This is a genomic window from Pseudomonas juntendi (assembly GCF_021560075.1).
GTDB classification, from domain to species: Bacteria; Pseudomonadota; Gammaproteobacteria; order Pseudomonadales; family Pseudomonadaceae; genus Aquipseudomonas; species Aquipseudomonas juntendi.
In genome coordinates this window covers 3,205,643-3,230,889 of the sequence record NZ_CP091088.1, presented here as the reverse complement: position 1 = coordinate 3,230,889, position 25,247 = coordinate 3,205,643, and the positions used below count along the sequence as shown (strand labels likewise).

Below are 25,247 nucleotides of genomic sequence, written 5' to 3'. Positions count from 1 at the left end.
ATGTTCGAACGCCTGATCCAATTTGCCATCGAGCAGCGCCTGGTGGTGATGCTGGCTGTGGTCCTGATGGCCGCGGTGGGCATTCACAGCTACCGGCAGTTGCCGATCGACGCCGTACCGGATATCACCAACGTCCAGGTGCAAATCAACACGGCCGCACCCGGTTACTCGCCCCTGGAGACCGAGCAGCGCATCACCTTCGCCATCGAAACCGCCATGGCCGGCCTGCCCGGGCTCAAGCAGACGCGCTCGCTGTCGCGCTCGGGGTTGTCACAGGTCACGGTGATCTTCGAGGACGGCACCGACCTGTTCTTCGCCCGCCAGTTGGTCAACGAGCGCCTGCAAGTGGCGCGCGAGCAACTGCCCGAGGGCATCGAGGCTGGCATGGGGCCGATCTCCACCGGGCTGGGGGAGATTTTTCTGTGGACGGTGGAAGCCGAAGAGGGGGCCCTGAAGGAAGACGGCACCCCCTACAGCGCAACCGACCTGCGCGTGATCCAGGACTGGATCATCAAGCCGCAGTTGCGCAACGTGCCCGGGGTGGCAGAGGTCAACAGCATTGGCGGGCACGCCAAGCAGTACCTGATTGCGCCGGACCCCAAGCGCCTGGCGGCCTACACGCTCACCCTCAACGACCTGGTCGCGGCGCTGGAGCGTAACAACGCCAACGTCGGCGCGGGTTACATCGAACGTAACGGCGAGCAGTTGCTGATCCGCGCGCCTGGCCAGGTGGCCTCGGCCGATGATATCGCCAATATCGTCATCTCCAGCGTGGACAGCACCCCGATCCGCGTCAGCCACGTTGCCCAGGTAGGCCTCGGCGAAGCGTTGCGCTCGGGGGCGGCGACCGAAAACGGCCGCGAGGTGGTGCTGGGCACGGTATTCATGTTGATCGGCGAAAACAGCCGCACGGTATCCCAGGCAGTGGCTGCCAAACTGGTGGAGATCAACCGCAGCCTGCCCGAAGGGGTGTCGGCGGTGACCGTGTACGACCGCACGAACCTGGTGGAAAAGGCCATCGCCACGGTGAAGAAGAACCTGATCGAGGGGGCCATTCTGGTGATCGCCGTGCTGTTCCTGTTCCTGGGGAACATTCGCGCGGCACTGATCACCGCCATGGTCATTCCATTGTCGATGCTGTTTACCTTCACGGGCATGTTCGCCAACAAGGTCAGCGCCAACCTGATGAGCCTGGGCGCGCTGGATTTCGGCATCATTGTCGACGGCGCGGTGGTGATCGTGGAAAACGCCATCCGCCGACTGGCGCATGCCCAGCAACGGCATGGCCGCATGCTGACGCGCAGCGAGCGCTTGCACGAGGTGTTTGCCGCCGCCCGTGAAGCACGGCGGCCACTGATCTACGGGCAGTTGATCATCATGGTGGTGTACCTGCCGATCTTTGCCCTGACCGGGGTCGAAGGCAAGATGTTCCACCCCATGGCCTTCACCGTGGTCATCGCCCTGCTTGGCGCGATGCTCCTTTCGGTGACCTTCGTACCCGCTGCGATCGCCCTGTTCGTCACCGGCAAGGTCAAGGAAGAAGAGGGCCTGGTAATGCGCACCGCGCGGCAGCGTTATGCGCCGGTGCTGGCCTGGGTGCTGGGCCGGCGCCGGCGTGCATTTGCCGGGGCAGCGGCCTTGGTGCTGTTGTCCGGGGTAATGGCCAGCCGCATGGGCAGTGAATTCATCCCCAGCCTCAGCGAGGGTGATTTTGCCCTGCAGGCCCTGCGTGTGCCGGGCACCAGCCTGTCGCAATCGGTGGACATGCAGCAGCGCCTGGAGCAGGCCATCATCGCCCAGGTGCCCGAGGTGGAGCGGGTGTTTGCCCGTACCGGTACCGCCGAGATCGCTGCCGACCCGATGCCGCCGAATATTTCCGATGCCTATGTGATGCTGCGCCCGCGCGAGCAATGGATCGACCCCGGTAAGTCACGCGAGGCGCTGATCGCCGACGTGCAACGTGCCGCCGCCAGTGTTCCCGGCAGCAATTATGAGTTGTCGCAGCCGATCCAGTTGCGTTTCAACGAGCTGATTTCCGGTGTGCGCAGTGATGTGGCGGTGAAGCTGTTCGGTGACGACATGCAGGTGCTCAACCGTACTGCCGCACAGATCGCCGGCAGCCTGCAGGGCGTACCCGGTGCGTCCGAGGTGAAGGTCGAGCAGACCACGGGCCTGCCGGTGCTGACCATCGACATCGACCGCGACAAGGCTGCCCGCCATGGCCTGAACGTGGGCGATGTGCAGGATGCCATCGCCACCGCGGTGGGCGGCCGCAAGGCGGGCACCTTGTATGAAGGTGACCGGCGATTCGATATGGTGGTGCGCCTGTCGGAAACCTTGCGTACCGACGTGGATGGGCTGGCCAGCCTGCTGATCCCGGTGCCGGCCAGTGGGGCTGCGGGCACCGGGCAGATCGGCTTCATCCCGCTGTCGCAGGTGGCCACCCTTGACCTGCAACTGGGGCCGAATCAGGTCAGCCGCGAAGACGGCAAGCGGGTGGTGGTGGTCAGCGCCAACGTGCGGGGGCGCGACCTGGGCTCGTTCGTGCAGGAGGCCGAGCAGGTATTGCGCGGCCAGGTGCCGATACCGCCTGGGTACTGGACACGCTGGGGTGGCCAGTTCGAACAGCTGCAATCGGCGGCCGAGCGCCTGCAAGTGGTGGTGCCAGTGGCCTTGCTGCTGGTCATGGCGTTGCTGTTGATGATGTTCAACAACCTCAGGGATGGCCTGCTGGTGTTCACTGGAATTCCGTTCGCCCTCACAGGGGGCGTCCTGGCCCTGTGGTTGCGCGACATTCCCTTGTCGATTTCCGCTGGCGTGGGCTTCATTGCCCTGTCGGGGGTGGCCGTGCTCAATGGCCTGGTGATGATTGCCTTCATCCGCGGCTTGCGTGAGCAGGGGCGAACGCTGCGGGCGGCGGTCGAGGAGGGCGCGCTGACCCGTTTGCGCCCGGTACTGATGACCGCGCTGGTGGCGTCACTGGGCTTCATTCCCATGGCCTTGGCGACGGGCACCGGGGCTGAGGTGCAGCGGCCGTTGGCGACCGTGGTGATTGGCGGAATCCTGTCTTCGACCGCCTTGACCTTGCTGGTATTGCCGGCGTTGTACCAATGGGCTTATCGACGCGAAGAGGCGCAGGAGGGGTAAAGCCCTGAGGCCGCTGAGGCGGCCCATCGCGGCACACCTCCACCCTGCAGGGTGTGCCTGGTGGGAGTAACTGTCTTTCTCAAAATTTGAAAAGCCTGCGCGATTCAACCTCTGGGAGCGGGCAAGCCCGCGAAGCAGGCGACGCGGTGTCTGGCACCGGCTGCGCCGGTGTTCGCGGGCATGCCCGCTCCCACAGGGGGTCTGCGCTGGCTTGGAGTGGCCGCCGTACTTGCAGCAGCAACTGTCTTTCTCAAAATTTGAAGCCTGCGCGATTCAACCTGTGGGAGCGGGCAAGCCCGCGAAGCAGGCGACGCGGTGTCTGGCACCGGCTGCGCCGGTGTTCGCGGGCATGCCCGCTCCCACAGGGGGTCTGCGCTGGCTTGGAGTTGCCGCCGTACTTGCAGGAGCAACTGTCTTGCTCAAATTTTGAAAAGCCTGCGCGATTCGTTGTGGGAGCGGGCTCTAGGCATCTGCGGCATTCAGCTTGTCATTCACCGCTCTCACTCCAGACTCTAATCCCCTCCCAAGACACACGCGGTCTTGTGTCGCGATGGGCTGCCAGGCAGCCCCAGGATCTCAAACCGAGCCTTGAACGCCTTGGCCTACACCCTCGGCGTTGGGTTCATCATGCAGCGATATCCGGGACGTTTCCGGCAACGCCAGCCCGCCGAGCAAAGCCACCAACGCAATCACCACCAGGTAGAACGCCGGCGCCAGGCTGCTGCCGGTCTGCCCGATCAGCCAGGTCGCGACCAGCGGCGCGGTGCCACCGAACAGCGTATAGGCCACGTTGTAGGTAATGGCAGAAGCGGTGTAGCGGGTCCGGGTCGGGAAGCTCTCCGACAGCAATGCCGCAGTCACCACCCCGCTGCACAGCGCGCCGACCGCCAGCAGAATCACCCCCAGCAGGGCCCCCGGCATCGAGCCGGAGCTGGCCAGCCAGTAGGCCGGGAACACGCACAGCATCACCCAAAGGCAGGTGAAGCCGATGGTCTTGCGCCGCCCGAACCGGTCCGACAGCGCCCCCGCCAGCGGGCAGCCGATGGCGGCGAACAGCAGGGCTACGGTGGTGACCAGCAGCGACTGCGCCCGGGTCAGGTTGCCGACCAGTTGCAGGTAGGTGGCGAAGTAGGTGGTGAACATGTAGAACGACAACGCCGTCAGCGAAATGAACGCCCCCAGGTTGCGAATGGCCCGGCCGTGGTGGCGCAGGGTTTCCTTGAGTGGCGAATGCTCGTGCTCCTTGCCCTGGGCCACGGCTTCCCGGAATGCCGGGGTTTCTTCCATGCGCCAGCGCAGGTACAGGCCGACCAGGCCCAGTGGCGCGGCGATCAGGAACGGAATGCGCCAGCCCCAGGCAGCCATGGCTTCGCTGGACAGGCTGGCTTCCAGGCTATAGGCGATCACCGCCGCACAGGCGAACGCGGAAAAGGTCGAAACCGGTACGAAGCTGCCGTAGAAAGCCCGCTTGTCGTTGGGCGCGTGTTCCATCAGGTAGGCGCAGGCCCCGGCGTATTCGCCACCGGCAGAAAACCCCTGCAGGCAGCGCGCCAAGGTCAGCAATACCGGCGCGGCCAGGCCGATGCTGGCGTAGGTCGGCAGCAGGCCGATCAGGGTGGTGGAGCCGGCCATCAGCAAGATGGTCAGCGAGAGGATGCGCTTGCGCCCCAGCCGATCGCCGAGGGCGCCGAACACGATACCGCCCAGGGGGCGCAAGGCGAAGGCCACCGCGAACACGGCAAAGGTCTTGAGCAAGGCGACGCTGGAATCTTCGCTGGCAAAGAACTGGCTGGCGATCAGCGTGGCGAGAAAGCCGTATACGGCAAAGTCGAACCATTCGACGAAGTTGCCGATGGCCGAGGCGGCGATCACCCTGCGCAGGGTGGCGGGGGATACCTCATGAGGTGCGGGCATGCGGGTGCTCTCCGATTCCATTGGCAGGCATGATGAACGTGGTGCGGTCTGGCCGCGCCATCATTGTTATGCCTGCCAGTAGATAACCGGGCAGCGCAAGGCGCTTTGTCGAGGACGACCTCGGGATACCTGAATCAACCGCCATCGACACGGCGTGTGCCCGGCAGCGCAGCGGGCGCCAGGCAATCAGGCGACAGCGACGCGATTGCGCCCTTCCTGCTTGGCCCGGTACAGCGCCAGGTCAGCCTCGCTCAGCACGGTTTCCGGCTCGCGCCCCGGCTCGCCGCTCCAGTGGGCCACCCCCAGTGACAGGGTCACCGCGCCCACCGGCTGGATCGGCGTTTCCTGCACCGTCACCCGCAGGCGCTCAGCGACCGCGGCGGCCACCTCCAGGCTGGTCCCAGGCAGCAGCATGAGAAATTCTTCACCGCCGGTGCGGCAAAGCAGGTCACCCTCGCGGCAACAGCGGCGCATCAGCTCGGCCAGCCGCTGCAGCACCTGGTCACCGACCACATGCCCATGCTTGTCGTTGACCTGCTTGAAGTGGTCGATATCCAGCACGATGGCTGCAAATGCCCGGCCTTCGGCTTCCAGCAGCGACAGGTTGAGCTCCAGGCTGCGGCGGTTGCCCAGGCCTGTCAGGGGGTCGGTCTGGGCATCGCGGTTGAGCCTGCCGATGCGCGCCTGCAGCAAGTTCAAGCCGAACAGCAAGGCGCGCTTGAGCTCTGCGGCCTCGAAGTACCAGGCCCGCACGCGATGCAAGCGCTCAGCGGTGCCGGGGCGGTCCATCGAGCGGGCACCTGCAGCCAGTTGCCACAGTGGGCGGGCGATGGTCAGGGCCAGCCACCACAGCAGCAAGCAGCCTATCAGGGCCAGCGGCGCGGAAATACCGACCACGTTCAGCACCAGGCGGCTGAGCGGCATCATGGTTTGTGCCAGTGGCTGCTGTGCCACCACGCCCCAGCCGGCGCTGGGCACGGTGGCGAAGCCGGCGACCATCTCCACACCTTGGCTGTTGGTCAGCTGGCGTGTGCCGTTGCCCAGGTTGGTCAGTTGGTCGATCAGCTCATTGCCCTGCACGACGGTACCCACCCGCTGGCTGTCGGGGTGGTAGAGCAGCCGGCGATTGCGGTCGATCACATACAGGTACGAACCGTCCTTGTAAAAGTGCTCGCCGAGCAGGCGGTTGAGGATGTTGCGTTCCCGCAGGTAAAGGCTGCCACCGACATACCCCAGGTAGCGGCCGTTGGCGTCGACGACCGGTTGCGTCAGCGCCACCACCAGGTTGTTGGCCGCCGACAGATAGGGTGTCGACACCAGCGCGCGGCGCTCCTGCAATGCCTCCTGCACACCGGGCGATTGCATCCGGGTGCCGACCATGTGGCGTAGCGGCGCGGGGGATATCGCCAGCAGCACGCCATTGGCATCGATCACGAACGTGGAATTGAACGCCATGCTCTGGCCCAGCACCCGGTCGGTCTCGCGCTGCAAGGCGGCGGGATCGTCCAGTTGCCGGCCTTGCTCGCTGGCGCTGAACGCCAGTTGCTGCAAGGCACTACCGATGAATGCATCGGTGATGCTGGCCAGCTTGGCCGCATACACCCGGTTGGCTTCCAGCGCGTGGTCGATCAGCAATTGGCGCTGTACCCGGTAGCTGGCGAAATAGCTGGCGCACAGCATGACCACGGCAGTAAGGGCGCACAGCACCAGAATGAGTGTGCGTAGATCCAGGCGCAGTCCGTGCTTGGCGTGTGGCAATCCTGACCTCGAGTGTTCGAATAGGGCTACGAAACGGAAGCGACCGTGCCGGTCGCGCTCATGAACCTGCCTTTTCCAAGGCGTTCAGTTCGTCTTGCACCTGCTGCATGCGCTGCTCGGCCAATGCTTGCACCTTGGGGTCGCGGGCGGTTTCACGCATCAGGCCGGTGAGTTTGTCGCTCAGTTGCCGGCCAGCATCGGTGTTTTCCAGAGCACGGGCCTTGGCCGGGTCCTGGGTGGCCGCGACAATGGTGGCGAACTCGGCGTCACTGAAATGCTCCTTGCTGTAGAGGCGGAACAGGTCCTGGCGCTGGTCTTCTACCGTCAGATGCTTGCGCAGCACATCTTCGATGGTGGTACGCGCCAGCCGTGGGTGCTGGCGGGCCAGCAGCCCGGCCATGCGTTCGATGTTGTGGTCGTAGGCATCCTGCAGCGGCAGCTGGGCAAGAATCTGCTCTTCACGGGAGGGCTTCTGGTCGCAGGCGGCAACGGCAGCAATCAGCAACAGCGGCAACAGCAACTTCTGGATGCGAGGCATGGCGTGGCCTGGTCGGGCAGTGAAGGCTGCCGATTATAGCGAGGTCAGCCCTGCCGCGACGAGCCCTGCGATTTGCCTTGTACGGCCGGCTGGGTTAGAACCGTGCACCCAACACTCAGGCTTGAACCTTATGCCGAACTGGACGTTGCAACCTGTTACCCGCGATGCCATTGGCCAAGTGCTGGCGTTTGTCGACAGCGCGCGCCGCGAGCTGTTTCCGGCGCTGGCCAATGCACCGTTGCCCCGGGACCTGGCGCATTTCAGCGAAACCTACCTTGAAGGCGAGGGCTGCTTCCTGGAAGCCCGGGTTGATGAGCGCCTGGTCGGGGTGATCGGCTACCTGCCCTACGACCACCGTTTCAGCCAACTTGATTATGCTGGCGAGCGCGTCGTTGAAGTGGTGCGCCTGTTCGTGCTGCCGGCGTACCGCAGGCGCGGGCTTGCCGCCGCGTTGTTCGGCGCCTTGCGCCAGCAGGCGCTGCAGGCCGGCATCGGTTGCCTCTACCTGCATACCCACCCATTCCTGCCGGGGGCCATCACGTTCTGGGAGCGGCAAGGCTTCGCTGTCGTGGACGTGGAGCCAGACCCGGTCTGGCAAACCACGCACATGCAACTGCGCTTGGGCTGAGCAGGCCAGGCGCCTGGGCTACCCAGGCTTCTGCCGGTAGCTCAGGGGGCGCGAAAGCGCAGGATGCGTGTGCCGTCCCAGGGGTCGGTGAGGTAATGGCCATGAACACCAAAGGTGTGCAGCAGGCACTCGGGGGTCAGTACCTCGAACGGCGTGCCGAGGGCGACCAGCCGGCCTTTGTCGAGCACTGCAACGCGGTCGCAGGTCAGCGCCTGGTTGAGGTCGTGCAGGGCCACCAGGGTGGTCACCTGCAGGGCTTGTACCTGCTGCAGCAGGCTCAGCTGGTGCTGGATGTCCAGGTGGTTGGTCGGTTCGTCGAGCAGCAGCACCTGCGGCCGTTGGGCCAGGGCGCGGGCGATATGCACGCGCTGCCGCTCGCCACCGGACAACGACCCCCAAAGGCGAGCGCGCAGGTGCAAGGCGTCGAGGTCGGCCAGTGCCTGCTCGACAATCGCCCGGTCCGCGCTGGAGAACGGCGCAATGGCTGACAGCCACGGCGTGCGGCCCAAGGCCACCGCGTCGAACACATTGATTGCATCGAGGGTGTCGGCCTGCTGTTCAACCAGTGCCAGGCATTGGGCCACGCGCCGGCGAGGCATGCCTGCCAGTGGCTCGCCCATCAACTGCACGCTGCCGCAGGCCGGCGGGCGCAGGCCGGCCAGCACCTTCAGCAGCGAAGACTTGCCTGAGCCGTTGGGGCCGACGATCGCGAGTGTTTCACCCGCCACCAGGTTGAGATGGATGTCGTGCAGCACCCGTTTGCCGGCCAGTTGCAGGCCGAGATCCTGGCAGCTCAGCGGCGCCAGTTGGAATGCAGCCATGACCGTCATGGGCGCCCCCGGCGGCTGACCAGTATCAGCGCGAAGACAGGCGCGCCAAGCAGCGCGGTGACCACGCCCACCGGTATGACCTGGCCGCTGATCAGCGTGCGCGAGAGGATGTCGGCGGCAATCAGAAACAGTGCCCCGCCCAATGCACTGGCAGGCAGCAGGCGGCTGTGTCCGGGGCCGAGCAGCAGGCGCAGGGCGTGTGGAATGACCAGCCCGACGAAACCGATGGCGCCGACGATGGACACCATCACGGCCGTTACCAGCGCCGCGCAACTGATCAGCAGTAACTGGCTGCGCCGCACCGGTATGCCCAGCGAAGCTGCCGAGTCGGCGCCGAAGGTGAAGGCATCCAGCGCGCGGCGATGCCACAGGCACACCAGCAAGCCGAACAGTGCCACTGGCACGGCTAGCCATACTGCGGGCCAGCGCACGCCACTGAGGTTGCCCAGTAGCCAGAACAGGATGCCCCGTGCCTGCTCGGCGGTGGCCGACTTGGTGATCAGGAATGCCGTCAGGGCATTGAACAGTTGCGACCCGGCGATACCAGCCAGAATCACCTGGGCGTTATTGCTGCCAGGGCCTGCCGCGCGGGCCAGCACCAGCACCAGGGCAAAGGCCGCCAGGGCACCGATGAAGGCGCCGGCCGACATGCTCAAAGCCAGGCTGCCCAGGCCCAGCAGGCCAACCAGTACGGCACCGGTCGAAGCGCCGGCGGACAGCCCCAGCAGGTAGGGCTCGGCCAGGGGATTGCGCAGCAGCGCCTGGAGGATCACGCCGCAGGTGGCCAGGCCGGCACCGCAGGCCGCCGCAACCAGTGTGCGGGTCAGGCGATAGTTCCAGATGATCCCGGCATCGATCGGGTCGACCGGATAACCGGCTTGCCACAGCTGGTTGGCCAGCACCTGGCCGACCACGCGCGGTGCCAGGCCGGTTTCGCCAATGGCTGTGCCGGCGAGCAGGGCCGCCAGCAGTGCGGCCACGGCCAGGCCGATACAGGCTGACAGTCGACTGATCACTGGCTGGCTTTACCGCTGGCAAAAGCGGCCGCCAACGTTTGCACGCCACGGAACAGGCGGATACCCGCCTGCATGGCGTCGGCGTCGAGGATGATGATGCGGTCGTGTTTCACCGCGTCCATGTTGCGGGTTACCGGGTCGCTGCGCAGGAATGCCAGCTTCTTCTGGTAGTCGTCGGCGGGGAAACGCCGGCGGTCCATGCGGGCGATGATCAGCCAGGTGGGGTTGGCCCTGGCCAGGGTTTCCCAACCTACGGTGGGCCACTCCTCGCTGGACTCGACCACATTGCGCACCCCCAGGGTGCGCAGCATGAAGTCGGCGACCCCTTGGCGGCCCGCGACGTAAGGGTCGATGACCAGGTTGGCGCTGGAGAACCAGAACAGTGCCGAGGTGCCCGACAGGTCCTTGCCCGCCAATTGCGCGCGGGCGCTGTCCAGGCGGCCTTTGAGCTCGGCGTTCAGGGCCACGCCGCGCGCCTGTACATCGAAGATCTCCGCCAGCTGGCTGACGCTCTTGTAGATACTGTCGACCTGGAACGCCTGCAGGCGGGTGCCGTCGGCACCGATCAGGTTGTCCTTGCCCTCACAGTCCGAGGGCAACAGGTAGGTGGGGATGTTCAGTTCGGCGAACTGTTCGCGCGTACCGACCACACCCTGCGGCCCGACCATCCACTCGAACTGCACGGCCACCAGTTGCGGGCGTTGGCCAACCACCGCCTCGAAACTGGGTTCGTTGTCGGCCAGGCGCGGTACCGTGGCGTTCATGGCCTGGTATTCGGGCAACACATTGTTGAACCACAGCGAACTCGCCGCCAGCTTGTCACCCAGGCCCAGGGCATAGAGCATCTCGGTGCCGGCCTGGCCGATGGTCACGGCGCGCTGTGGCGCCTGGGCAAAGCTCTGCGGCTTACCGCAGTTGTCCACCGTCAGCGGGTACTGGGTGGCGGCGGCCTGGGCCAGGCCGCTGAGGCTGAGGCCGGCAAGCAGGGTGGCGAAGCGGGGCAGCATGCTGGGCGATCTCCTATCGGACAGTTCACGGAATGAACGCACGGACAGACATCGCCGCGCCCTTGCCAGCGGCAAAGGCAACACAATGGCCAATCCCGGGCACCCCGCCGGTTGGTGAATGTTGGCCGGCAGGTCTCCTGACTGGTGCGTCACGGCCCGGCTCCGGCCTTCCCGGGTAGTACACCCAGTGGCGTCGATGGAGCAGGCTCGGCACTTACAGTTGCGGGGGCAGTTCCGTTTGGCCCGTGTTGGCGGGCCGGGGATTCCCTATTGATTCCGTGATGGAAACCGGCGGCCCGCATGGTAGACCATCGCGCCGCCGGGTGAAAACGCTTTTCAGAAGTACTTCAGCCAGCGGATGTCGCGCCGCCGCTGTTTCAGCCGGGCGAACCAGTGCACCGGCCGGTACAGCGAAGCCGCCAGCAACAGCGCCACGCACCATACCGCCGCGACGCCGTCGAAGCCGAAATAGCTGCCGTGGTTGCTGCCGAACAGCGCCACGCAGGCCAGGTACAGCAGCTTCAGCACATACAGGTGCAGCAGGTAGAGGAACATCGGCGCTGCACCGAACACCGCCAGGGCGCTGATCCAGCGGGCCTGGCCGGCGCGCTCGAATGCGCGCAGCAACAGCAGGCCGCAGCCCAGGGTCAGTGCCAGGAACAACAGCGAAGGCGGGTACTTGGTGAGGTTGAAGAAGCTCATCAGGGTGTGTGTGAGCGTGGGGTAGCTGCTCCACGCGGCTTCGCCATAGCCGTTGAATACGCGCAGCACGAAAAAGCCCAGCAGCGCCAGCAGCCCGCCAAGCAGCAGGCAGCGCTGACGTGGCCCGGCCTGGCTGCCGCGGGCAAACCATGGCCCAAGGCAGTAGCCCAGGGCGATCACCCCGATCCACGGCAGTACCGGGTAGGACGTGCGCAGCCGCAGCGTGTCGGACAACGTCAGCCAGCCGCGGTCATGCAGAATCGCCCAGGGCACGTGCAGGGCAGACCCCGGGGCAAAGTGCAGGCTGTCGAGCAGGTTATGCCCGGCAATGATGACGGCACTCACGCCGAGCAGCGCCGGGCGTGGCAGCCACACCAGCAACGACAGGGCGAGCATGCTGATGCCGATGGCCCAGATCACCTGCAGGTAGATCACCGTGGGCGGCAGCTGGAACGTCCAGGCAAAGTTGACCAGGGTGAACTCCAGCGCCACCAGAAACAGCCCGCGCTTGAACAGGAACGCCGCGACATCGCCACGGCCCTGGCGCTTTTCGCCATACAGCCAGGCCGAGAGCCCGGTCAGCAGCACGAACACCGGCGCGCACAGGTGCGCCAGGGTACGGCTGGCGAACAGTGCCGGCTCGGTGGTATCGATGGCCATCGGGTCGCTGACCTGGCGGTGCAGGAAGAAGGTTTCGCGCACGTGGTCCAGGAGCATGAACAGGATTACCAGACCGCGCAGGGCGTCGATGCTCTGCAGGCGCTGGTTGAGTTGGGTGGGACTGGGGCTGGCGCTTGTCATGGAGGGTCGCTGATGAAAAAAAGCCTGAATGAAATGTTATGTTATATCCATATGGCCATGCACGGGTAGGTTTTTTGCTCAGCGCCGGGTTGGCTTTTCGCCGTGAAGCTGCGCTACGCCAACCCGGGCTGCCCGCTTCAGAAGCTGTAGTCCAGCGTCGCAAAGTAGGAACGTGGCGTTCCCATCAGCCATTGCTGGCCGCTGAACGCCGCCTGCACATATTCGCGGTCGAACAGGTTGTTCACCTGCAACCCCACTTTCACCTGCGGCAGAACCTGCCAGCCGATCGTGGCGTCGACCACGGTATAGCCTGGGGCGCTCTGGGTATTGGCGTTATCGGCGTAACGTTCATCCACATAGCGCGCGCCCACCCCCAACTCGATCTGCTGGCCAATACCTTTGCTCAGCCACAGGTTGGCAGTGCGCCGAGGCACGTTGGCCGGGCGGTTGCCGGCACGGTCCTGCACCGCTGCGCCCACCTGTTCGTCAAACGCGTCATACCGGGCGCGCAGCAGCGCTGCGTTGGCAGACACCCGCCACTGGTGGGCCAGCGCCAGTTCCACGGTTGCCTCCAGCCCATCCGACGTCTGCTGGCCAGCCTGTTGGGGCTGGTGCGTGAGGGGGTCGTCTACCAGCAGCTTCTGCTTGACGATGTGGTAGGCCGCCAAGGTCCATTCGCCATCCCCGCCCCAGAAACGTTGCTTGAGGCCCACCTCGGTCTGTTTCGCCTGGGTGAGGTCGTAGTGCATCTGGTTGGGGCTGAGGCTTATCAGGTTGTTGACCCCATCCTCGCTGGTGGAGTACTGGCCATACAGCGACAGCGCGTCACTGAGTGCATACACCAGCCCCGCACGCCAGTTGCCACCTTGCAGGCTGCGGTCGCTGCGGCTGGCATTGGTCAGGTTGTCGCGGTCGATGTGGTGCTGGTCGCGGCGCACCCCGGTCACCAGCGACAGGCGCTCAGTGAGTTGCAGGCGGTTTTCGCCGAACAGGGCAAAGGTATGGGTGGTGGACAGGCTTTGCGGGCGCAGCGGCGACCCGCTGTGGAATACGCCCGGCTGCGGCTGCCACGGGTCGATGTAGTCACCGCCTACGTCGTTGTAGGGGCTGTTGCTGTCGACGTTGAAGCGCACCTTGTTGTACTCGGCGCCGAGCACGGTTCTGCTGGCCAGGCCGAACAGCGAATGGTCGAGGGTGAAGGTCTGGCGGTCGCCGAACTGCTCCTGGTCGTGCTTGATTTCCAGGTAGCTGCCGCGCAGCAACTGCTGGCGCCCGGCGTCCCATTCATACTGCTCGGCGTTGCGCCAATGGCGGCGGCTACTGATGTAGTACAGCTGGTTGCTGGCGCTGAGGTGGTCGTTGAGTGCCCAGTCGGTGGTCAGGCGGGTCCACTGGTCGTCGTAGCGCTGCACGTCGTTCTGCAGGTTGTAGTTTTTCTTGCGCAGGCTGCTGCGGTAATGGCCGTCGATCAGCGGCGTGCCGTAGTAGTTGGCAGGCTGCGCCGCACCGCGCTCATGGGCCAGGGTAAAGCTGAGGTCGTCACTGGCATCGAAGCGCAGGGCCGCGCTGAGCGCCAGGCTGCGTGAGGGGGTGCGGTCCACCCAGCCATTGCCGGCTTGCTGGTTCAGCGTCAGGCGATAGCTCAGGCGCTCGCTGAGGCTGCCACCGCTGTCCAGGCCGAGTTGCTGGTGGTCCCAGCTGCCATATCCAAGCCGCAGCTGGTTGCGCACCGTACCGGCAACCGGTTTTTTCGGGATGACGTTGACCACCGCGCCGGTGGCGCCTTCGCCGTAGAGCACCGATGCCGGGCCGCGAAGCACATCGATACGTTCGACCATCCACGGGTCGACCGGGAAGGTCTGGGTGCCGGCTCCGGTGAACAGGCGGGCCCCATCGAACAAGGTCATGACCGAGCCGTGCCCGGCAAAGCCGCGGGCGGACAGGCCGGTGCCACCGTCGCCGGGGGAGCCGATGAAGGTAATGCCTGGCGAGCGGGTTACGGCATCCTGCACGGTCAGGTTGTTGCGCTGCTGGATCTGCTCGGCGCTGATGCTGCTGGTACTGGCTGGCGTTTCCAGGGCGCTGAGCCCCAGGCGCGAGCCGGCCTGGGTCGGCGTGGCCAAGTCGCTGGCATGGCTGTCGAGGGTGTCGGTGATGGCCGTGGAGGGCAATGCCAGGGGCTGCGGTCCGCGGTCATCGGCCAGGGCCGGAAGCGTGACGGCCAGGCAGGCCGCCAGGGGGTGAAGCTTGAACATACGGGACATGTCGTTCCACTGCTGCAGGAATGAATGGATCCCGGTGGAAAACACGCAAAGGAGGGCTCCGTACAGGCAAGCGCGCGCACGGATACCGGCCTGCGCCCGCCCACCGCGGGGTGCCAAATGAAGCCTCAGGCCGGTCTCCGGGCTTGCGAGGGGCATGAAACCTTCACCTTCCCATGCCTGAGCACAGTGGTATCTCGAAGGGTTCGCTCACTTACCGTTGCGGGGGCAGCGCCGGACTTGTCGTGATCAACACGACGCACCGGCTTCCCGTTTCACCCTGCGCGCGGCGGCGCAGGGCACCTGAAACTGGCGCGCATCTGAGCACCTGGCGGTGCCTTCGTCAAGGCAGATCGTGAAGAACGATCAGCGCCCACGCCGCCGCGAAACCCGGGCTTCGATATTCTTGCGCCCGATCAGCAGCGGCGGCTTCTCTGCCACTGGCTCATCGGCCAGCCACTTGTACATCACCAGGCAGTCCACCAGCCCCAGCCGGGCATGGCGATAGGCCTTGGGCAGCCGGCCAACCGTTTCGAACCCCAGCTTGTGCCACAGGGCGACTGCCACTTCATTGGTGGCCACCACCGAGTTGAACTGCAGGGCCAGAAAGCCTTCCTGGCGCGCCAGTTTCTGCGAGTGCTCGCACATCAACCTGGCCACGCCGCGCCCGCGCGCTTGGGCGCAGACCATGTAGCCGCAATTGCCGACATGCGCACCGGGCCCTGCCGCATTGGGCTTGAGGTAGTACGAGCCCAGCAGTTGACCCTCTTCTTCGGCCAGCAAGGTGCGCAAAGGCAGCTCCAGCCACAGGTGGCGGGCCTGTTCGAAGCTCAGGGACGGGTCGTAGGCATAGGTTTCGCAGGCCTGGACAGTGGCCTGGAAAGTGGGCCAGAAGCGCTCGAAGTCTTCGGCCGTCATGGGGCGGATGTGGATCATGCGGGTTCCTGCGCGGGTTTAGCCGCCCAGTCTGCGGGGCACGGCGCCGTCGCGCAAGGGCGGCGCCGTTCGGGCTCAACCGTTGGCCTTGCCCACTGCATCCAGGGCCCTGGCCGAGTAGACCAGCGCGGCACCCGCGTTCATCGCCACCGCCACACCCAACGCCTCGGCAATCTCCTCACGGGTAGCGCCATGCTTCACCGCTTGCTGCGAATGCACGGCGATACAGCCGTCGCAACGGGTGGTTACCGCCACGGCCAGGGAGATCAGTTCGCGGGTCTTGGCGTCCAGATGACCGGTTTTGGCCCCGGCGCCGCTGGCGGTCATGTAGCCGGCCACGGTGTCGGGGGAAAGTTGCTTCAGATCGCCGATGCCGGCCATCAACTGCTTTCGGTAGGCATCCCAGTCCATCATGCTCATCGTCGTCACCTTGGGGTGGTTGCGAATGGAGCTTTCAGGCTAGTCGAAGCGTGGCGAACGTGCGGCTTGTACTTTGGTGCATGCCCAGTCATGCCTTTGGCTGCACCTTCGCACAGGCCGCTGGCAACACACGGACTCAGATGTAGATGAACACCAGCAGCAACGCTGCCACCACCGCCCACTTCTCCAGGTAGTAGCGCGTGCGATTGCGCTTTTTCAGCGCCTTGCCGCGTTCCCGGATCTTGTAGATCCGGGTGAACAACCGGTTGATGCCGCCGGTCTTGTCTCCGGCGGTGTTGGGGGCTGCGGCAGCCGCCATGACATTGCGGCTGAACCAGCGGTTGAACGCGCTGGCCCAGCGGTACTTGAGCGGGCGTTCGACATCGCAGAACAGAATGATGCGGTTGTGCTCGGTATTGTTGGCCGCGTAGTGGATGTAGGTTTCATCGAAAACCACCCCTTCACCGTCGCGCCATGAGTATTTCTCGCCGTCTACATCGATGTAGCAGGCGTCGTCGTTCGGTGTGTCCAGGCCCAGGTGATAGCGGTAGGAGCCGGCATACGGGTCACGGTGGCGCACCAGCTTGGCCCCCGGTGGCAGGGTGGCGAACATGGCCGCCTTGACCGTGCCGATACCTTGCAACAGTTCGGTGGTGCGTGGGCACAGGGCCATTGCCGACGGGTGGCTTTCGCCGTACCACTTCAGGTAAAAGCGCTTCCAGCCGGTTTTGAAGAACGAGTTGAAGCCCACGTCGTCGTAGTTGTCGGACTTCTTGATTTCGCCTACCTGCAGCAGTTGCCGGCCTTCTTCGCGAATTTCCTGCCAGTGCTCCTGCAGCGGTTTCAGTTCGGGAAAGGCCTCGACGGGCAGGTACGGTTTGGCCGGGTGTTTGGAAAACAGGTACAGAAAACTGTTGATCGGGGCCAGAAAGCTGGAGTGATCGCCCAGTTGGCGGGTCAGCTTGTGACGGACCCGACCGCGCAGGTGAACGTACGCGATCGAGAGAACGAAGAGGAGGACGAGTGCAATTTTCATGGACGGATACTTGTCGAAAATAAGGCCATGCGCCATGGCATAAGCCCGCCAGCATAAACAATCATGTGGGCAGTTTGTACTTATTGTTACGAAACCATAGGCCGACATTGGTGTAATGCCCTACAGTCGTGCGCAAACGTTTCATGCCCAGGAGTCACCATGGTTCATGATGTACGCCCCAGCGGCAGTCCGTTCAAACGGCTGTTTTTCGCCTTGCCGGTCAGCGATGTCCAGCGCCGCGCTCTGGCCCAGTTCCGTCGCGGCCTGAACCTGCGCAGCGGCAAACCGGTGCCGGCCGCCAACTTTCATGTCACGTTGCTGTTCCTGGGCGATGTAGATGCCGCCCTGGTGCCGGCAATCTGTGCGGCGGTCGATCAACTGGCGCTGCCGGGCAGGGTACCCCGGTTGACACTTGACCGCTTGCAGGTGTGGCAGCGCTCCAGCGCCCTGGTACTGGAGGCGCAGCAGGTGCCAGCAGCGCTGATGCGCCTGGTGTACGGCCTGCAGCAGGCGCTGCTGCCTTTTGCCGGGCAAGCTGCCAAGCGCGACTACCGCCCGCACCTGACGCTTGCCAGGGATTTTCGGGGCCACTTGCCAGAGGCCGGCAGCGCGCCGGCGTTTTTCCTCGGCGCCCCGCACTTCACGTTGTATGAATCGCGCAAGGGCGCCTACTGGCCGTTGGCGCAATGGCCACTGGCGCCCTCAAGTGCCACGCCTGGTGACTGACGGGTGATTGCCCGCCGCCCTTCAGTCAAACCGGCAAGCTTTGGTAGGGCAGTTCATCCCCTGGGCTGCGTTCGAACTGGCGCTTGTATTCGCGGCTGAACTGCGACGTGCTCTGGTAGCCCACCCGGTGCGCCGTCTGGGCTACACCCATGCCTTCGCCGATCAGCATTTGCTGGGCCTTGAGCAACCGCAGGCGTTTGAGGTATTGCATGGGCGCCATGTCGGTGCAGCGCTTGAAGTGTTCGTGAAAGGTCGAAACACTCATGTTGGCCCGTGCCGCGAGCGTCTCCACGCTCAGGGGCTCGCTATAGTGCTCGCGCAAGTGGGCGAGGGCGGCGCCGATACGGGCAAAGTGCCCTTGTTGTTCCACCAGCGCCCGCAACACCCCAGCCTGCGGGCCGCGCAGCGCGGTGTAAAGCACTTCACGCACCCTCGCCGGGCCCAGAACCTTGGCATCCAGTGGGTCCTGCAGGCACTGCAGCAGGCGCTCCACACTGTCGCGCATGGGCGCATCCAGTGCTGCGGAAGTCATCGATTGCGGTGTTTGCGCCTGCACGGCAGGGTCTGGCGCCAGGTCCATGCTTTGTACCAGTTCACCCAGCACGCCACGGTCGATGTCCACTGCCACGCCCAATAACGGCGCCTCGCGGGTGGCGAAGGTTTCACACATGAAGGGCACCGACAACGCCTGCACCAGGTAGTGGCCGGCACCGTACTCAAGGGTGCGTGGCCCCAGGCGCGCCAGCTTGCTGCCCTGGGCCAGGATCATCAGGCTGGGCTCGTAGATTTGCGGGCTGCTGGCGACATAGTGGTCCCAGCTCAGTACCTGCACCTGGGGCAGGTGCGTAGGCACGAAGCCCGGGCGCGTGGCCAGGCAGCGGATCAGGGCGCAGAGGGGCGCATTGGCATCGACGTGGCGGGTCAGTTGCATGATGAACCAGGGCAGAGGATCAGACAGCCTAATGATCGCAGATTGACGGTATCGCGCCAGTAGCACAAAGGCAGGTTCGGAGAATCAGGCATGCATGCCGGAGAATCAGCCGTGTGCGCGAGAGCGAATGGTGGGCACAATCGCCCCACTGAATCGTTTCATTCTACAGCGAGGTCCAGCATGTATACCGCCATCGGTTACGCCGCCCAAACCCCTACCAGCCCCCTGGCGCCTATGACTTTCGAGCGCCGCAGCCCGCGCCCGGACGATGTCGCCATCGAGATCCTGTACTGTGGCGTGTGCCACTCCGACATCCACCAGGCGCGCAACGAATGGGGCATTGCCGTATACCCGCTGATGCCTGGCCACGAAATCATCGGCCGCGTCACCGCCACGGGCGACCAGGTTACCGCCTACAAGGTAGGTGACCTGGTAGGCGTGGGTTGCATGGTCGACTCCTGCCGCCACTGCGAGGCGTGCGCCAAGGACCTGGAGCAATACTGCCAGCAAGGCCCGACCATGACCTACGCCACCCCGGACCGGGTCGACGGCAGCAACACCATGGGCGGCTACTCCAGCAGCATCGTGGTCAGCGAGCATTTCGTGCTGCGCATTCCGGCCGGCATGGACCTGCCCAGCGCCGCGCCGATCCTGTGCGCCGGTATCACCACCTATTCGCCGCTCAAGCACCATGGTGTCGGCCCAGGGCACAAGGTCGGCATCCTGGGCATGGGCGGGCTGGGCCACATGGGCATCAAGCTGGCCAAGGCGCTGGGCGCAGAAGTGACCTTGTTCACCCGCTCCCAGGCCAAGGCCGAAGAAGCGCGGCGCCAGGGCGCCGACCATGTGATCGTGTCCACCGATGCCGAGCAGATGCGCGCTGCGGCCGACCGTTTCGATTTCCTGCTCGATACCATTCCGGTGCAGCACGACCTGAACCCGTACCTGGAAACGCTGAAGTTCGACGGGGTGCACATTCTGGTCGGCCTGATCGAGCCGATCGACCCGGCCGTGCATGCGGCCAACCTGGTCATGAAGCGTCGGGTGCTGGCGGGGTCGTTGATTGGGGGTATCGCCGAGACCCAGGAAGTGCTTGATTTCTGTGCCGAACACGATATCCGCTGCGATATCGAGATGCTGGACATCCGCAATATCAACCAGGCGTACGAGCGCATGATCGCCGGTGATGTGAAATACCGTTTCGTGATCGACATGGCCACGCTGCAGGCCTGATCGAGGCCAGCGCCGGCCGCTATGCGGGCAAGCCGCGAAGCGGCTGGCTGGCAGGCCGGGGCAGGCTTGGCTACCAGGCCAGCGGTTTGTCCCAGCCCTTCCAGAACAGCCACCGGCGCACCTCCCCATGCGCGCCGGTACCGATCTGCCACGCCGGCCGGCCGCTGTCGAGGGCAATCTCCGCCACAATCCCGGCATGGCTGGCGGCCACCAGGGTACGCCCGTCGGCGCTGATGTCCATGGCGCTGATGGTCGAGCCCAGGTAGTGCTGCCAATGCTCCTGGCCATCTTCGCCAAAGGCCCGCAGGTAGCCGTAGGCATCACCGATGATGTATTCGCCAGCGCGAGCCACCCCGGCATAGACACGCGCGCCATCCTGCACCAGTGGGGTGCGCGGGTCCTGGCTGTAGTAATCGGTGCGCAGCCCCGGCAGGTCGGCTACCCGTACCGCCAGCGTGGCACCGCTGTAGAAGTGGCAGGCGTTGAGGAGCAACTGGTCACCCCGCTGGTTGAAGAGCGCGAAATGCGGGTATTCGCTGCCGGGACCAATCTCGGCCACCAACCTGAGCCGGTCGTCCAGCACCAGGTGCCGGCTGCCTTGCTCACCCACCACGACCCAGCGGCCATCCGCCGACACCGCGCCGTGCTCCATGCTCAGCCCGAGGCTGATGTCCTCCGGCTCGGTGCCTTCGGCCAGGGCGTCGAGTACCCGCGCCTGGTGCGGCAGCAGGCGGGTTGCGCCGTCGCTGGCCAACACGAAGGTGCCATCGGCACTGACCAGCAGCACGCGTTGGCCGTCCGGGAAAGGGATCAATGCGGTGGGCGCGGGTGGCAGGTCGAACGGCTCGAACGGGTAGCCGGCCGGCAACCCTTCCAGGCCGGTCGGCCAGGCCAGGCGCTGTACCTGCGGGCCGCCCCAGCCAGCGGTCACCCGGACGCCTTCGGCATTGCCCAGGGCAAAGTAGCGGCGGGCCGGGCAGCGGCCGAAGCACTCGACGCCGATCACCGGGGTGACCCCATGGCGATCGATACGCAGCACCTGGCCTTTTTCGTGCGGCATGCCGATGCGCGCCAGCAGGCTACCGTCGCCCAGCAGCAGGACATTGCTGATGCCCTGGCCATGCTCATCGAGCAACGGTACCAGCGGTTGGTGGGCAGGCGGCCAGGCTTGGCGGAAGGCTTGGCGTTGCTGCTCGCTGCAGTCCGGGCGGTTGGCTGCCTGCAAGGCTGCCAGCCAGGCGTCGAGCAGGTGGTCGGTGGCGGGCACTTGTGGCGCTTGAAGGTTGTCCCAGCCTTGGGCACGGCCTTGTGCGACGTAGTCGTTGACGGCCTGGGCATAGGCGATGACCGCCTGCTGCCATTGCTGCTGGGGGTACTGCTTGTCCATGAGTGGATCGGGCTCCTTGCTGCAACGTGTTTCACTTCAAGTGGGCATGGTACTCCTTATGCCCGACTTGCGGTTGTTGGCCCCGGGTGTGACGCGTACCATGCCGGCATTCCTATTCATGACAATGCGTACGTCGGCAACCCCGTAGACGGGGGCCCTGGCGCGCGACCTGTTGCTTTTTCACGGAGACTCTCTTTCTACAATGAACGGACCTGTACCCAGCCACCTGCCACCCGGCACGGGCAGCGGCAGTTGGCTTAGCGTCATCGCCTTGGCCCTGGCGGCCTTCATTTTCAATACCACCGAATTCGTTCCAGTGGCGCTGCTCAGTGACATTGGCGGCAGCTTCGAGATGAGCACTGCCCAGGTCGGCCTGATGCTGACCATCTATGCCTGGGTGGTGGCGCTGGCGTCTCTGCCGATGATGCTGCTGACCCGCAACATCGAACGGCGGCGCTTGCTGTTGTTGGTGTTCATGGTGTTCATCGTCAGCCACTTGTTGTCCTGGCTGTCGCAAAGCTTCGCCATGCTGCTGGTCAGTCGCATCGGCATTGCCCTGGCGCATGCAGTGTTCTGGGCCATTACCGCTTCGCTGGCGGTGCGCGTGGCGCCGCCCGGGCAGCAGGCCAAGGCGTTGGGCCTGCTGGCCACCGGCACCACCCTGGCCATGGTGCTTGGCATCCCGCTCGGGCGTGTGGTGGGCGAGGCACTGGGCTGGCGCATCACCTTCCTGAGCATTGCCGTGGTAGCGCTGGCGACCATGGTGTGCCTGATGAAGTCGTTGCCGCTGCTGCCCAGCCAGAACTCCGGGTCGCTACGCAGCCTGCCGGTCCTGTTCAGGCGCCCGGCGCTGGTCATCACCTATCTGCTGGTGACCCTGGTGATTACTGCGCAATTCACCGCGTACAGCTATATCGAGCCATTCGCTCTGCACGTGGCGCAGATCGGCGGCGAGCGCACCACGCTGTTGCTGTTGCTGTTCGGGGGGGCAGGGGTACTGGGTTCAGTGTTGTTCAGCCGCTACAGCGAGCGCTTCCCGCAGGGTTTCCTGCTGGGCTCGATGGGGGTGTTGGCGGCGTGCCTGCTGTTGCTGTTGCCACTGTCAGGCAACTTTTATGTGTTCGCGGTGCTGAGCATGTTGTGGGGGGTAGCGATCCTCAGCTTCAGCCTGGCGTTGCAGTCCAGGACCTTGAAGCTGGCCTCTGATGCGACCGACGTGGCCATGGCGCTGTTCTCGGGTATCTACAACATCGGCATCGGGGGTGGGGCCCTGCTGGGCAGCATTGTCAGCAGCCGGATGGATGTGGCGTACATCGGCCTGGTGGGTGGCAGTGTGGCGGTGGCCGGGTTGTTGCTGGCCGTGGCCAGCGCCCGGCGCTTGCGAGAGGCATTACCGCACTGACCGGTCAGGCCCTGCGATGGGCTGCGCGGCAGCCCAAACCGGTGGCAGGGCGTCAGGCCAGCACAGCCGCCCATGCTGAAATCAGCAAAAGCCCCGCCAACAGTTGGTTGAACACCCGTAACCGCTGCGGCGCCTGCAACCAGCGGGCGCTGCCTGCCCCCAGTACCGCCCATGCCCCCATGCACGGCAGGGCAACCAGGCAGAACACCAACGCCAGGTGCCATACCGGTAACCTGGGGGCGGCAAACACCCCCACAACCGCCACGGCCATCAACCACACCTTGGGGTTGACCGCCTGCAGCAAGGCGGCGCTGAGCGCGCTGAAGCCTTGCGCCGTACCCGCATGCAGCGGTGCCCCGGCACTGCGCAGCATTTTCCACGCCAGCCCGCTCAACCACAGCGCTCCGGCCCAGCTCATCAGTTGCTGTGCCAGTGGGTGGCGCAGCAACAGCTCGCCCAGCCCCAGGCCCACCAGCAGCACAATCGTCGCTGCCGTGCAGCAGGCCGCCAGGATCGGCAACAGGCTGGCCCGTACGCCCAGGCGGGCGCCGTGCGCCAGGATCAACAGGTTGGTTGGCCCCGGGCTGAGGCTGGCGACCAAAGCAAACAGGATGAAGGGCAGCATCGACTGAGACATGGGAACGCTCCAGAGCATCAAAGCCCCATGCTCGCTGTTGCCAAGCGGTTCAGTCTGGAAGGTTTGAGCAGCGCCTGCGGTAGTCGGCCGGCGTCAGCTGGTAGGCACGGCGAAACCAGCGGCCCAGGTGGCTCTGGTCGGCAAAGCCCAAGGCCACGGCCACTTGCGCCGAGCACTGGCCTTGGGCGAGCAGCCGCCTTGCCCGGGTCAGGCGCAGCTGGATGAGGTAGGCATGCGGGGCAATGCCGAAGGCGGCCTTGAACGCCCGGGTGAGGCGAAAACGGTCGATGCCGCAGGCCTGGGCCAGGTCGTCGAGGCCAATGTCACGTTCCAGGTTGGCATGCAGGTAGTCCCGCGCGCGCTGTGCGCTCAGCGGCAGGCGCGGGTCGGGGTTGATGCGCCGGCGCCAGTGCAGGTGGCAGGTCAGGCGGGCAAGCAGTTCGTCGGTGGCGGTTTGCCGGACGATGCGCAAGTCCTGGTCATGAACCGCGCGGAAGGCGAGGGCGGTAGCGCTTGCCAAACGTTGGTCATGGCAAAGGGTGTCGGCAAAGCTCGGCAGGCTGCCGCCCGGCGCGTGCTCGAACAGCGACCGCAATTGCTGGTCGAGCCAGAGCGGGTCCAGGTACAGCGTGGAGTAGGTGAAGCCTTCCTCGGTGGGGGCCAGGCCATCGTGAATATCGCCAGGCTCGAGCAAGAACACCTGCCCGGGTGTGCTGCGGTGGCGCACCCGGCGGCAATTGAACTGCTGCACCCCCTGTTCGGTGACGCCCACCAGGAAGCTGTCGTGCCAGTGCGGGTCGTAGGCATGCCCGACAAAATGCGCCCGCACCGACTCGATGCCGGTGTCGGCGTCCTGCTTGAAGTCTATCCAGTTGCTCATGGGGGCATGCCGCCGATTCAAAACGCCAACCTAGCGTAACGGTTGAGTTCAGTCTGGAACAATTGTGCAGCCGCTGGCCAGTGCCGGTTCACGCAGCGCCTCGAAGCGCTCGCGTAGCCACAGGTGCAGTTGGGTTACCGCTGGGGTGAGCTGTTTGCGATGCGGGCAAACCAGCGTGACCGGGGTCGATTCGCCGAGCAGTCCGGGGAGAACGACCTCCAGTTCGCCGGTGGCTATGTTGGCGCTGACGTCCAGCCACGACTTGTACACGATGCCTTCACCCTGTACGGCCAAACGGCGGATGACATCGGCGTCGTCGCTGACCAGCGGCCCGCGCACCTGCACGGTGCGGTTGCCCAGTTGCCATTTGTCGTACACCCGGTTGTGCTGCATGTACAACAGGCATGCATGCTGTTGCAGCGCATCGGGGGTGAGTGGGCGGCCGTGGCGGGCCAGGTAGTCGGGCGAGGCGACCAGCACCCGGCGGTTCCAGGCAGCCAGCGGCAGGGCGATGTAGTTGGCGTCCTGGTTGTGGCCATAACGGATGGCCACGTCTACCGGGTCACGGTTGAGGTCGGCGATCTGGTCAGAGAGAAAGAAGCGCACCTGCAACGCCGGGTGCTCGCGGCGGAAGGCGCTGAGCCATGGCAACAGCATGTTGCGGCCCATGTCGGAGGGCGCCGACACCTGCAGCGTACCGCGCAGGGTGTCAGGGTTGCCATGCAGGTCCTCGTGGCCCTGGCGCAGGCTCTCCAGCACATTCAGTGCGGTCGGCAGGTAGCGCTCGCCCTCTGCGGTCAGGCGCAGGCTGCGGGTGGTGCGGGCGAACAGACGCACGTCCAGGTCGCGCTCCAGGCGCTTGATGGCCGCAGCCACCTGGCCAGGCAGCAAGCCCGCTTCGTGGGCAGCGGCGGTGAAGCTGCCCAGCACGCTGCTACGGGCGAACAGCTCAAGGTCTGCGATGCGCAGCATTTTCACTCCAGGGCCGAAAGTGTTGCTGCATTGTGCCGGTTTTTCTTTTCTGCAGGAAAGATAAGATGAGCGGCAAATTCACTGC

The 25,247-nt window shown here is 65.1% G+C and carries 21 protein-coding genes and 2 riboswitches; of the genes, 5 read left to right on the top strand and 16 right to left on the bottom strand.

From position 1 onward, the window contains the following. Positions 1-3,147 (top strand): efflux RND transporter permease subunit, encoded by a 3,147-nt coding sequence (locus tag L1P09_RS14985; protein WP_235767790.1) that lies wholly within the window; start codon positions 1-3, stop codon positions 3,145-3,147. A gap of 576 nt (positions 3,148-3,723) precedes the next feature. Here the strand turns inward: L1P09_RS14985 and L1P09_RS14980 are convergent. From L1P09_RS14980 to L1P09_RS14970, 3 genes are all read right to left on the bottom strand, one after another. Further along, on the bottom strand, positions 3,724-5,061 hold the full coding sequence (locus tag L1P09_RS14980) for an MFS transporter (RefSeq protein ID WP_054905239.1): 1,338 nt from the start codon (positions 5,059-5,061) through the stop codon (positions 3,724-3,726). Between the two features lie 186 nt (positions 5,062-5,247). Further along, complete coding sequence (locus L1P09_RS14975) at positions 5,248-6,819, bottom strand: sensor domain-containing diguanylate cyclase (RefSeq protein WP_235767789.1); 1,572 nt, start codon at positions 6,817-6,819, stop codon at positions 5,248-5,250. Positions 6,820-6,877: 58 nt separating this feature from the next. Further along, entirely contained in the window at positions 6,878-7,357 is a 480-nt protein-coding gene (locus tag L1P09_RS14970) for a hypothetical protein (protein WP_054905221.1), read from the bottom strand. Between the two features lie 130 nt (positions 7,358-7,487). Between L1P09_RS14970 and L1P09_RS14965 the strand changes: the two genes are divergently transcribed. Beyond that, entirely contained in the window at positions 7,488-7,985 is a 498-nt protein-coding gene (locus tag L1P09_RS14965; protein WP_009683983.1) for a GNAT family N-acetyltransferase, read from the top strand. A gap of 41 nt (positions 7,986-8,026) precedes the next feature. Here the strand turns inward: L1P09_RS14965 and L1P09_RS14960 are convergent, their stop codons facing one another. The 8 genes from L1P09_RS14960 to lpxO form a co-directional block, all read right to left on the bottom strand. Then, positions 8,027-8,815 (bottom strand): ABC transporter ATP-binding protein, encoded by a 789-nt coding sequence (locus L1P09_RS14960; RefSeq protein ID WP_054905220.1) that lies wholly within the window; start codon positions 8,813-8,815, stop codon positions 8,027-8,029. Next, the gene (locus L1P09_RS14955) at positions 8,812-9,828 is read right to left on the bottom strand and encodes a FecCD family ABC transporter permease (RefSeq protein WP_033690610.1); all 1,017 of its coding nucleotides are present in this window, start codon (positions 9,826-9,828) and stop codon (positions 8,812-8,814) included. Before L1P09_RS14955 ends, L1P09_RS14960 begins: the two co-directional genes overlap by 4 nt. Beyond that, a complete protein-coding gene (locus tag L1P09_RS14950) occupies positions 9,828-10,838 on the bottom strand; it encodes an ABC transporter substrate-binding protein (protein WP_054905219.1) in 1,011 nt (336 codons plus the stop codon). The genes L1P09_RS14955 and L1P09_RS14950 overlap by 1 nt, the downstream gene beginning before the upstream one ends. A gap of 110 nt (positions 10,839-10,948) precedes the next feature. Next, a riboswitch (cobalamin riboswitch) is annotated at positions 10,949-11,146 on the bottom strand. 28 nt (positions 11,147-11,174) lie between these two features. Further along, positions 11,175-12,341 carry a DUF1624 domain-containing protein gene (locus L1P09_RS14945; RefSeq protein ID WP_054905218.1) on the bottom strand — a complete coding sequence of 389 codons (1,167 nt, stop codon included), beginning with the start codon at positions 12,339-12,341 and terminating at the stop codon, positions 11,175-11,177. 137 nt (positions 12,342-12,478) lie between these two features. Continuing rightward, entirely contained in the window at positions 12,479-14,605 is a 2,127-nt protein-coding gene (locus L1P09_RS14940) for a TonB-dependent receptor (protein WP_232892482.1), read from the bottom strand. 111 nt (positions 14,606-14,716) lie between these two features. Further along, positions 14,717-14,924: riboswitch (cobalamin riboswitch) on the bottom strand. A 44-nt stretch (positions 14,925-14,968) separates the two neighbouring features. Continuing rightward, positions 14,969-15,538, bottom strand: a complete 570-nt coding sequence (locus L1P09_RS14935) for a GNAT family N-acetyltransferase (protein ID WP_054905217.1) — start codon at positions 15,536-15,538, stop codon at positions 14,969-14,971. Between the two features lie 75 nt (positions 15,539-15,613). Continuing rightward, a complete protein-coding gene (locus L1P09_RS14930) occupies positions 15,614-15,958 on the bottom strand; it encodes a carboxymuconolactone decarboxylase family protein (RefSeq protein ID WP_029884982.1) in 345 nt (114 codons plus the stop codon). 136 nt (positions 15,959-16,094) lie between these two features. Beyond that, the gene (gene lpxO / locus L1P09_RS14925) at positions 16,095-16,994 is read right to left on the bottom strand and encodes a lipid A hydroxylase LpxO (protein ID WP_029884983.1); all 900 of its coding nucleotides are present in this window, start codon (positions 16,992-16,994) and stop codon (positions 16,095-16,097) included. 159 nt (positions 16,995-17,153) lie between these two features. Here lpxO and thpR point away from each other — a divergent pair, with 159 nt between their 5' ends. Further along, on the top strand, positions 17,154-17,720 hold the full coding sequence (gene thpR, locus L1P09_RS14920; RefSeq protein WP_054905216.1) for an RNA 2',3'-cyclic phosphodiesterase: 567 nt from the start codon (positions 17,154-17,156) through the stop codon (positions 17,718-17,720). 25 nt (positions 17,721-17,745) lie between these two features. Here thpR and L1P09_RS14915 read toward each other — a convergent pair whose 3' ends face one another. Next, positions 17,746-18,651 (bottom strand): AraC family transcriptional regulator, encoded by a 906-nt coding sequence (locus L1P09_RS14915; RefSeq protein ID WP_235767788.1) that lies wholly within the window; start codon positions 18,649-18,651, stop codon positions 17,746-17,748. A 180-nt stretch (positions 18,652-18,831) separates the two neighbouring features. Here L1P09_RS14915 and calA point away from each other — a divergent pair, with 180 nt between their 5' ends. Next, entirely contained in the window at positions 18,832-19,884 is a 1,053-nt protein-coding gene (gene calA, locus L1P09_RS14910) for a vanillin reductase (RefSeq protein WP_029884986.1), read from the top strand. Positions 19,885-19,954: 70 nt separating this feature from the next. Here the strand turns inward: calA and L1P09_RS14905 are convergent, their stop codons facing one another. After that, positions 19,955-21,271: a hypothetical protein gene (locus tag L1P09_RS14905; protein ID WP_009683968.1), complete on the bottom strand. Its 1,317-nt coding sequence runs from the start codon at positions 21,269-21,271 to the stop codon at positions 19,955-19,957. A gap of 202 nt (positions 21,272-21,473) precedes the next feature. Between L1P09_RS14905 and L1P09_RS14900 the strand changes: the two genes are divergently transcribed. Next, positions 21,474-22,673 (top strand): sugar transporter, encoded by a 1,200-nt coding sequence (locus L1P09_RS14900; protein WP_054905214.1) that lies wholly within the window; start codon positions 21,474-21,476, stop codon positions 22,671-22,673. Positions 22,674-22,725: 52 nt separating this feature from the next. On the opposite strand, the gene L1P09_RS14895 is transcribed toward L1P09_RS14900, so the two are convergent. The 3 genes from L1P09_RS14895 to L1P09_RS14885 are packed head-to-tail and all read right to left on the bottom strand — an operon-like array spanning position 22,726 to position 25,162. Next, positions 22,726-23,310, bottom strand: a complete 585-nt coding sequence (locus L1P09_RS14895) for a LysE family translocator (protein WP_054905213.1) — start codon at positions 23,308-23,310, stop codon at positions 22,726-22,728. Positions 23,311-23,359: 49 nt separating this feature from the next. Then, the gene (locus L1P09_RS14890; RefSeq protein ID WP_054905212.1) at positions 23,360-24,190 is read right to left on the bottom strand and encodes an AraC family transcriptional regulator; all 831 of its coding nucleotides are present in this window, start codon (positions 24,188-24,190) and stop codon (positions 23,360-23,362) included. Between the two features lie 48 nt (positions 24,191-24,238). Continuing rightward, positions 24,239-25,162 (bottom strand): LysR family transcriptional regulator, encoded by a 924-nt coding sequence (locus L1P09_RS14885; protein ID WP_009683964.1) that lies wholly within the window; start codon positions 25,160-25,162, stop codon positions 24,239-24,241. Between the last annotated feature and the right edge of the window lie 85 nt (positions 25,163-25,247).

What these genes read in the sequence shown, in the direction of transcription:
- L1P09_RS14900 (WP_054905214.1), top strand. Translation starts at nt 21,474, where the DNA reads ATGAACGGACCTGTACCCAGCCACCTGCCACCCGGCACGGGCAGCGGC.
- L1P09_RS14930 (WP_029884982.1), bottom strand. Translation starts at nt 15,958, where the DNA reads ATGAGCATGATGGACTGGGATGCCTACCGAAAGCAGTTGATGGCCGGC.
- L1P09_RS14950 (WP_054905219.1), bottom strand. Translation starts at nt 10,838, where the DNA reads ATGCTGCCCCGCTTCGCCACCCTGCTTGCCGGCCTCAGCCTCAGCGGC.
- L1P09_RS14895 (WP_054905213.1), bottom strand. Translation starts at nt 23,310, where the DNA reads ATGTCTCAGTCGATGCTGCCCTTCATCCTGTTTGCTTTGGTCGCCAGC.
- L1P09_RS14965 (WP_009683983.1), top strand. Translation starts at nt 7,488, where the DNA reads ATGCCGAACTGGACGTTGCAACCTGTTACCCGCGATGCCATTGGCCAA.
- L1P09_RS14980 (WP_054905239.1), bottom strand. Translation starts at nt 5,061, where the DNA reads ATGCCCGCACCTCATGAGGTATCCCCCGCCACCCTGCGCAGGGTGATC.
- L1P09_RS14915 (WP_235767788.1), bottom strand. Translation starts at nt 18,651, where the DNA reads ATGCAACTGACCCGCCACGTCGATGCCAATGCGCCCCTCTGCGCCCTG.
- L1P09_RS14940 (WP_232892482.1), bottom strand. Translation starts at nt 14,605, where the DNA reads ATGTCCCGTATGTTCAAGCTTCACCCCCTGGCGGCCTGCCTGGCCGTC.
- L1P09_RS14985 (WP_235767790.1), top strand. Translation starts at nt 1, where the DNA reads ATGTTCGAACGCCTGATCCAATTTGCCATCGAGCAGCGCCTGGTGGTG.
- L1P09_RS14935 (WP_054905217.1), bottom strand. Translation starts at nt 15,538, where the DNA reads ATGATCCACATCCGCCCCATGACGGCCGAAGACTTCGAGCGCTTCTGG.
- calA (WP_029884986.1), top strand. Translation starts at nt 18,832, where the DNA reads ATGTATACCGCCATCGGTTACGCCGCCCAAACCCCTACCAGCCCCCTG.
- thpR (WP_054905216.1), top strand. Translation starts at nt 17,154, where the DNA reads ATGGTTCATGATGTACGCCCCAGCGGCAGTCCGTTCAAACGGCTGTTT.
- L1P09_RS14970 (WP_054905221.1), bottom strand. Translation starts at nt 7,357, where the DNA reads ATGCCTCGCATCCAGAAGTTGCTGTTGCCGCTGTTGCTGATTGCTGCC.
- L1P09_RS14905 (WP_009683968.1), bottom strand. Translation starts at nt 21,271, where the DNA reads ATGGACAAGCAGTACCCCCAGCAGCAATGGCAGCAGGCGGTCATCGCC.
- L1P09_RS14890 (WP_054905212.1), bottom strand. Translation starts at nt 24,190, where the DNA reads ATGAGCAACTGGATAGACTTCAAGCAGGACGCCGACACCGGCATCGAG.
- L1P09_RS14960 (WP_054905220.1), bottom strand. Translation starts at nt 8,815, where the DNA reads ATGACGGTCATGGCTGCATTCCAACTGGCGCCGCTGAGCTGCCAGGAT.
- lpxO (WP_029884983.1), bottom strand. Translation starts at nt 16,994, where the DNA reads ATGAAAATTGCACTCGTCCTCCTCTTCGTTCTCTCGATCGCGTACGTT.
- L1P09_RS14885 (WP_009683964.1), bottom strand. Translation starts at nt 25,162, where the DNA reads ATGCTGCGCATCGCAGACCTTGAGCTGTTCGCCCGTAGCAGCGTGCTG.
- L1P09_RS14945 (WP_054905218.1), bottom strand. Translation starts at nt 12,341, where the DNA reads ATGACAAGCGCCAGCCCCAGTCCCACCCAACTCAACCAGCGCCTGCAG.